At 75.6% G+C, this 7,375-nt stretch carries 2 protein-coding genes; both read right to left on the reverse strand.

Features of this window, described 5'->3' with window-relative positions; all coding sequences use genetic code 11:
- Positions 1-5,712: Ig-like domain-containing protein (locus CBZ_RS18700; protein ID WP_246013542.1), on the reverse strand; the 5,712-nt coding region annotated here is incomplete at its 3' end.
- The gene (locus CBZ_RS18705; protein ID WP_130782971.1) at positions 5,709-7,298 is read right to left on the reverse strand and encodes a serine/threonine-protein kinase; all 1,590 of its coding nucleotides are present in this window, start codon (positions 7,296-7,298) and stop codon (positions 5,709-5,711) included. The genes CBZ_RS18700 and CBZ_RS18705, both read right to left, overlap by 4 nt.
- Positions 7,299-7,375 lie beyond the last annotated feature (77 nt).

The raw sequence follows: 7,375 nt of genomic DNA on the forward strand, positions 1-7,375 counted from the left end.
GCCGAGCGTGGGCAGGCCGGACGACAGGGTCGCGGACGTGCCCGCGACCTCCTGCGCACCGACGTTGCGGCCGTCGACGAAGAACGTCGCGCGGTAGCGCTGCCCGCTGCCGCCACCCCACGCGGAGATGGCGCCCCACGAGGCGGTGATCGACGTCGGCTGCCGGTCGCCCGACCACGTCGGGTCGCCGAGCGTCACGCCGCCGACGGCCACGGGACGGGTCACGGGTACCGCGGTCGTCGCCGCCGACACGTCGCCGCACCCGGCGACGTTGCACGCCTGCACGGCGAACGACACAGGGCGCCCGCCCTCGCGGCCCGTGACGTCGTAGCCGGTGCCGGTCGTGACGATGCCCTGGTCGACGCCGTCGACCCACAGGTGGTACCCGGTGACGGGCGACCCGTTGGGGTCGGCCGCGGTCCAGCGCAGCGCGACGGACCCGTTGCCCGGGTCCGCGGTGTCGGACGGCGTCGCGGACGTGATCCGCGAGGTGCCGGGCGTCCCGAAGGCGACCGCGGTCGCCGTCCCGGACGTGCCCCAGCCGGCCTTGTTCCGTGCGCGGACCGCGAACTGGTACTCGACGCCGTTCTGCGCGCCGGTCATCGCGTACGACTGCGTGGACGCCGAGACCTCGAACGTGCCGGAGCCAGGCCCGCCGCTGATCGTCAGCTCGTACGCCTTGACGGCGTCGCCGTTGTCGCCGGGCGCCTGCCAGCCGACGTTGATCTGCCCACCGAGCGGCGTGTCGACGCGGGACGCGACGACCCCGCCGGGCGCGGCGGGCACGCCGGCCGGCACCTCGGGCGCGGACGACAGCGACCACGGGCTCGGGTCGGGCGCCTTGTTGTGGGCCCGGACGCGGACGGTGTACGCGGTGCCGTTCTTCAGTCCGCGGAACGTCACGCTCGTGGTGGGCGACGGCACGGCCGACGGCCCGCTCGGCGGGGCGGGCGAGATCTCGACGGTGTAGCCGGTGACCGGCGAGCCGGTCTGCGGGGGCGCCGTCCACGACGCGGTGAGCTGGCCGTCGCCGAACGCGAGCGTCGGCGTCCCGGGCGCGTCCGGAACGGCGTCGGGGCGCGCGGGCGCGGACGGCACGCTCGGGTCGGACCAGTCGACGGCGTTCTGGGCGGCGACGGTGAACGTGTACTCGACGTCGTTCGTCAGGCCGTCGATCGTGCAGGTCGTGCTCGCGCACGCCCGGCTGATCGCGCCCGGGCTCGCGACGACCCGGTAGCCCGTGATGGGGGCACCGCGGTTGTCGGGCGCGTCCCACGACAGCACGACGGTCTTGTCGCGGACCTCGACCACGCGGGGCGGCACGGGTGTCGCGGGGCGTCCGCGCACGATCAGGGAGATGCGTCCCTCGACCTCGCGGTCGGGATCGCCCGTGGCGTCGCGGACGACGTAGCGCACGACCATCGGGCCGACGTAGTCGGCGGCCGGACGGACGGTGACGGTGCTCGCCGTCGCCGAGGCCGTTCCCGCACCGGGCGTCTCGACGACCGCGCCGACGACCTGCAGCGGCTCCGGGAACGGGTTCCACGAGCCGTCGAGGACGGAGACGGTCCGCTCGCGGCCCTGGGCCCCGTCCGCGACCTCGAAGTTCTGGACCTTCGCCTTGTTGCGGGTGGACGCCGCGACCTTGAGGTCGATCGCGATGTCCATGGAGCCCGTGCGGCCGAACCCGAGCCGGCCCTCGAGCCGCCCGGTCGTGCCCTTGGGCGTGGTGGTCGGTGCGGACACGGTGAGGACCGAGCCGTCGAGCGACGCGGTGAAGCCGGCAGGGATCGCGGAGGTCAGCGTGTAGGAGTAGGTCTGCGGTCCGCCGGCGCTGCCGTCGGGGCCTTGCGTGAACGCCGCGAGGTCGACGCTCGTGGCCGGCTCCCCCGGGACGACGGCGATGGTCGACGGCGCGAACGTCGGCGGGTGGTCGTCGACGGCGAACACGGTGACCTGCAGGGAGATGACGGCCGAGCGGGCGGTCGTGTCGCCCGGCCCGGACGCGTCGGTCACGGGCACGGTGATCGAGGCCGGTCCCGCGTAGCCGGGCGCCGACACGAACCGCAGGCGGTCCTTGTCGACGACGAGCTGCGAGCCGTCGCTCTTGGTGGCGCTCACGGCCGTCGGGTCGGCGATCGACGCCGACCGGCCGGGCGCGACCTGGACCTGCGCGTTGAGGTCGATCGTCAGCTCCGCCCCGGACGCGACGCGCAGCTCGGGAGCCTTGGGGCGAGGCGTCGGCGGGAAGAAGCCCAGCGCGGGCACGGTGATGAACGCGTACGACGCGCGCCGGTCGGGGTCCTTCTGGTTCCGCAGGATGTACGGCACCGTCTGCGCGTGGTCGACGAGCGTGACGACGACCTTCGGCGACGCACCGGTCGTGACGCGGGCGACGTCGGCGACGCCCGCGGGGACCGCCACCTCGAGGTCGGACAGGGGCCCGCTGGGGTTCTGCGCGACCGCGAGCACGTCGACCTCGACCTCGGTGCGCCCGATGGTCTCGGTCGCGGCCACGACGACGTCGCGCGCGACGGGCGGCACGACGGGTGCGTCGTCGCTCACCGTCACGGTGAGCACCCCGTCGTCGCGACCGCCGCGGGCGTTCGACGCGACGTACACGATCGGGTAGACGCCGGCGACCCTGGGCGCGGTGACGACGATGCGCCGCCCCTCGACGCCCGCCTCGATGCCGTCGGGGACGTCGAGCTCGTCGTCGAGCGTCAGGTCGCCGCCGCCGGAGTCGACGTCGTTCGCGAGGACGCGGACCTCGACGCGCTCGCCGGGCCGGACGGTCACGGCGTCGTCGCGCGCGACGACGGTGGACGCGTCGGTGGGACGCGGTGCGATGCCGACGCGGACGGTCGCGACGGCACGCTGCCCGGTCCAGTCCTCGACCGCGTAGGTGAAGGTGTCCGTGCCGGACTCGCGCGAGTACGCCTGGTACTCGAGCCAGTCCGGACCGACGGCGGTCACGCGGCCCTTCGTCGGGCCGCTCGCCTGGCCGAGGAGCGTCACGCCGTCGCCGTCGGGGTCGATCCCGACGAGCGGCACCTGGATCCGCACGACGTCGCCCTCGAAGGCGCGCGCCTCGAGGTCCCGCGGGCGCGGCGGGGCCTTCGTCGAGGAGTCCGAGGCGTGCACGCGCACGGTGACCTGCGCGGCGGTCACGTTGCCGGCGGGGTCGCTCACGGCGAACGTCGCGCGGGCGGTCATCGGCGAGGTCGGCGCCTGGTACCGCAGCACGTCGCCCGACACGAAGAGCAGCCCCTCGCCGTCGCCGAGCGGCTCGGGCAGCTCGCGCTCGAGGGTCAGCCGGTCGCCGTCGGGGTCGGACGCGGACTCCAGCACGGGGATCGTCACGACGCCGCCGGTGCGGACGGACACCTCGACGTTCTGCACGACGGGCGGCTGCGACGACCCGGTGGCGGGGATCGGCTGGACGGTGATCTCGCCGACGGCGCTCGTCGGGCCGTTCGACACCGTGTACCGCAGCACGACGGGCTGCTCGAGGGTGCGCTCGGACCACACCTGCACGTACCGGTGCTCGACGACCGCGACGCGCAGCCCGGACCCGGCCGGCACCTCGACGGACTGCAGCACGAGGACGCTGCCCGCGGGGTCGCTGTCGTTCTCGAGCGGGTCGACCGTCACCTCGCCGCCGGGCGGCAGGTACGCGCGGTCGCGGACGGCCGTCGGCGGCTGGGTCTGGTCGGGCCACTCCAGGACGTCGATGCGCGCGAGGCCGGTGGCCTCCTGCGGCGGGACGGTGACGAGGAACGGCACGTAGTAGGTGCCCGCGCGCGGCGCGGAGAACGAGAACGTGCCGGCCTGCAGGTCGCGCGACACGGTCGCGCCGGGGACGTCGTCCACCCCGGCGAGGCGCGGCGGCTCGGCGCTCGAGCTGCGCACGGCGTCGAGCGGGCGCAGCGTCGTCGCCTGCCCGACGTAGGTCACGGCGTGCACGGGGTCGATCTGGGGCGCGAGCGAGCCCGCGGGGCGGACGTCGACGTCGAGCACGCCCTGCACGGTCTCGGTGCCGTCGGACACGACGACGTCGACGCGCGTACGCCCGAGCCGGCCGCCGTCCGCCTGGAACGTCAGCGTCCCGTCCTGCCGCGACCGCACGGTCCCCACGGCGGGGTCGCTCGCGGCGGACAGCAGCACGAGATCGTCGCCGTCGGGGTCCTGGAAGTCGGACAGCACGAGGTGCTCGGCGCGGCCGCCCTGCTCGACCTGCAGCTCGCCCGTGCGCACCTGCCGCGGCGCCTCGTTGCCGCCGTCGCGCGCGGTGAGCGTCACGGTCGCCTGCGACGGCGCGTTGATGCCGCGGCCGTCGTCGATCGTGTACGTGAAGGAGACCGACCCCGTCGCACCCGGTGCGACGGCGACCTGCAGCGCACGCCCGCCGTGGATCGTCTGCACGCTGCCGAACTCGGGCGGCAGCGCGTCGAGCTTGGTCACGACGAGGATGCCGCAGTCGGCCGACGAGTCGTTGTCGATGACGGGCAGGATCGTGGTGCGGCCCGGCCGGACGCCGAACGCGTCGTCCGCGGCGAGCGGGGGCGCGGCCGTCTCCGAGCACTCCGTGACGAGCTCCTGCGTCGTCTGCGGGGTCTCGGACTCCTCCTGGGCCTCCTCGGGCGCCTCCTCCGGGACGACGTCCTGCCACTCGGGCGTCCGCAGGTCGGTGTCCTGCGTCGGCATCCAGACGCGGCCGCGCAGCGTGTCGTTCAGCAGGACGACGCCGCGGTTGACGCGGAAGACGAGCTCGTCCTGCGCGGACATGCCCTCCAGGTCCCGGACCTGCGGGTCGGCGCCGGCGCACAGCCGCAGGTACGACCCGAGCGTCGACGCCCACGCGGCGTGCGCGCACTCGCCGACCTGCACGGGCGCGGCCGGGCGGCCCTCGCCCGGCGTGGCGTGCTCCACGACGTCGCCGCCGCCCAGCGGGACCTCGAGGAGCGCGTCCCGGGTCGCGACGAGCACGCGGTCCGACGCGGGGCCGGGCTGCTGCAGCACGAGGCCGTCGCCGTCGAGCTCGACGGTCCCCGACCGGGTGCGCAGCGTGCTGCCGGACAGCACGACCGGCTCCTCGCCGACGGCGGTCAGCTGGTCGACGTCGCCGTCGCCGGCCAGGTCGCCGTCGTCCTCGGGGACGGGCGCGCCCTGGGCGACGTCCACGCGCGTGACGCCCCCCGTCTCGTCGACCGCGAGGGCGACGCCCGTGCGGGCGACCACGACGGCGCCGCCGTCGCCGAGCTCGACGTCCGGGGCCTCCTGCGACACGTTCAGCCCGTCGAGGCCGGCGAGGGCGCGGACCCAGGCGGACCCGTCGGACGCGACCGCGAGCGTGCCGGCCGCCATGGACGCCTCCGTGCCCGGCGCCGCGATCTGGGTCGTCAGCGTGACCGACGCGGGGTCCACGACGGACACGCCGGTCGGCTCCCACAGGACGACGTCGCTGCCGTCCTGGAGCACGTCGAACGTGCTGCCGTCCGTGACCAGCCCGGCGTCGAGCTCCTCGACCTGGGCGTTGAACCGGCCGAGCTTGAGCTCGCTCGTCGCGGTCAGCCACACCCCGCCGTCGTTGAGGTCGACGCGCGCGAGCGGGAAGCCCCGGTCGACGAGGGCGAGCACCGCGACGACCGCCGGCAGCGTCACGACGGCGGCGGTCCTGGTGGTGCGGCTCCGGACGGTCCGCCAGCTCACGGCACGCACCCCTGCGCGGGTGCGGCGGACGACGAGCGGTCGGCACGCACGATCGACACCTCGACGCACACGGCGCCGCCGGGCGCCTGGTCGGCGGGCACGGTCACCGTCGCGGCCTCGACGATCTCGGGCGTCGACTCCCCCGTCGCGGTCCGCACCGCCCACAGGTACCGGTCGCCGTCGAGCGGCGCGGGGTTCTGCCACGTGAAGACGACCGACCCGTCGGCCTGCACGACGCCCTCGAGCGCACGGGGCGTGGGCACGACCTGCCCGGAGGGCGCACCGACGGTCCCGCCGCCCAGGTCGTCCGTGGGTCCGGGACGCGGCGCCGGGTCGCCGTCGAGCGTCGCGAGCGCGACGGCGCCGACGGTGACGAGCAGCACGAGGGCCGCGCCGATCCCGGCGAGCGCGCGCAGCCGCGGTGAGCCGCGGCGCTCCTCGTCCTGGTCCGCGCCGTCGTCGCCCTGCGCGGGGACGACGACGAACGACTGCTGCCCGGGCGGCGTCGCGGGCGCTGCGGGGGCCGTCGTCGCGACCGGCACGCCCGGCACCGGGATGACCTGCACGCCGCGCAGGCGCGTCGCGTCGTCCGCACCCGCGGCCCGGCCCGCGTCGGGGTCGAGCGTGACGACGGACCGCACGCGCGTCGCGTCCTCGACCGCGGCCGAGGGCCCCACGGGTGCCGGACCGGAGTCGGCGCCGACGCCGAAGCCCGCGTCGGGCAGGTCGAGCGGGGTCACGGGCAGCCGCAGCTCGGCCTCGACGGCCTGCAGCGCACGGCCCATCGCGGCCGCCGACGGGAACCGCCGGACCGGGTCCTTCGCCATCGCCCGCTCCAGCACGTGCTGAAGGCTGACCGGCACGTCGTCGCGGCCGGTGGGCGGCAGCGGCGAGCGCTCGATGCGTGCCACGAGCTGCTGCGCGCCGTTGGGCGCACCGGGGATCTCGAACGGCGTCCGCCCCGCCAGCAGCGAGTAGACCGTCGCGCCGAGGGAGTAGACGTCGGACCGCTCGTCGCCCGTGGGCCGGTCCCCGAGCAGCTCGGGCGGCGACCACGGGATCGACATGCCGACGGTCGCACCGCCGCCGTGTCCGGTCGTGGCCGCGATCCCGAAGTCGGTCAGTGCGGGCCAGCCGAAGTCGGTCGTCAGGACGTTCGCGGGCTTGATGTCCCGGTGCAGGATGCCCGCACGGTGCGCGGTCTCGATCGCGGACGCGAGCCGGACCGCGATCCGCAGCGACTCGGCGACGGGGATCCGCTCCTGGCGGTACCGCTCGGCGAGCCCGGGGCGCGAGCAGTACTCCATGACGAGGAACGGGCGGCCGTCCGCGGCGATCGCCGCGTGGTGGATCGTGACGATCGAGGGGTGGTGCGACAGCTGGGCCATGAGGTTGGCCTCGGACTGGAACCGTGCGCGCACCTCGTCGTCGAGGCTGCCCGCGAGCAGCACCTTGACGGCGACCTCACGCCGCGGCAGGTCCTGCTGGTACAGGAAGACGTCCGCGAAACCGCCCAGCCCGAGGACCCTCTGGTACTCGTAGCCGGGCAGTCGCGGCGGTGCGGAGGCTTCGCGGCGTGCGGTCACGACCCCCGCTCCACGGTGAACGTGACACCGTCACCGAGGTCGACGACCTCGTCCACGCCCACGACGCTCGGCTCCCC

The organism is Cellulomonas biazotea (genome assembly GCF_004306155.1).
GTDB lineage: Bacteria > Actinomycetota > Actinomycetes > Actinomycetales > Cellulomonadaceae > Cellulomonas > Cellulomonas biazotea.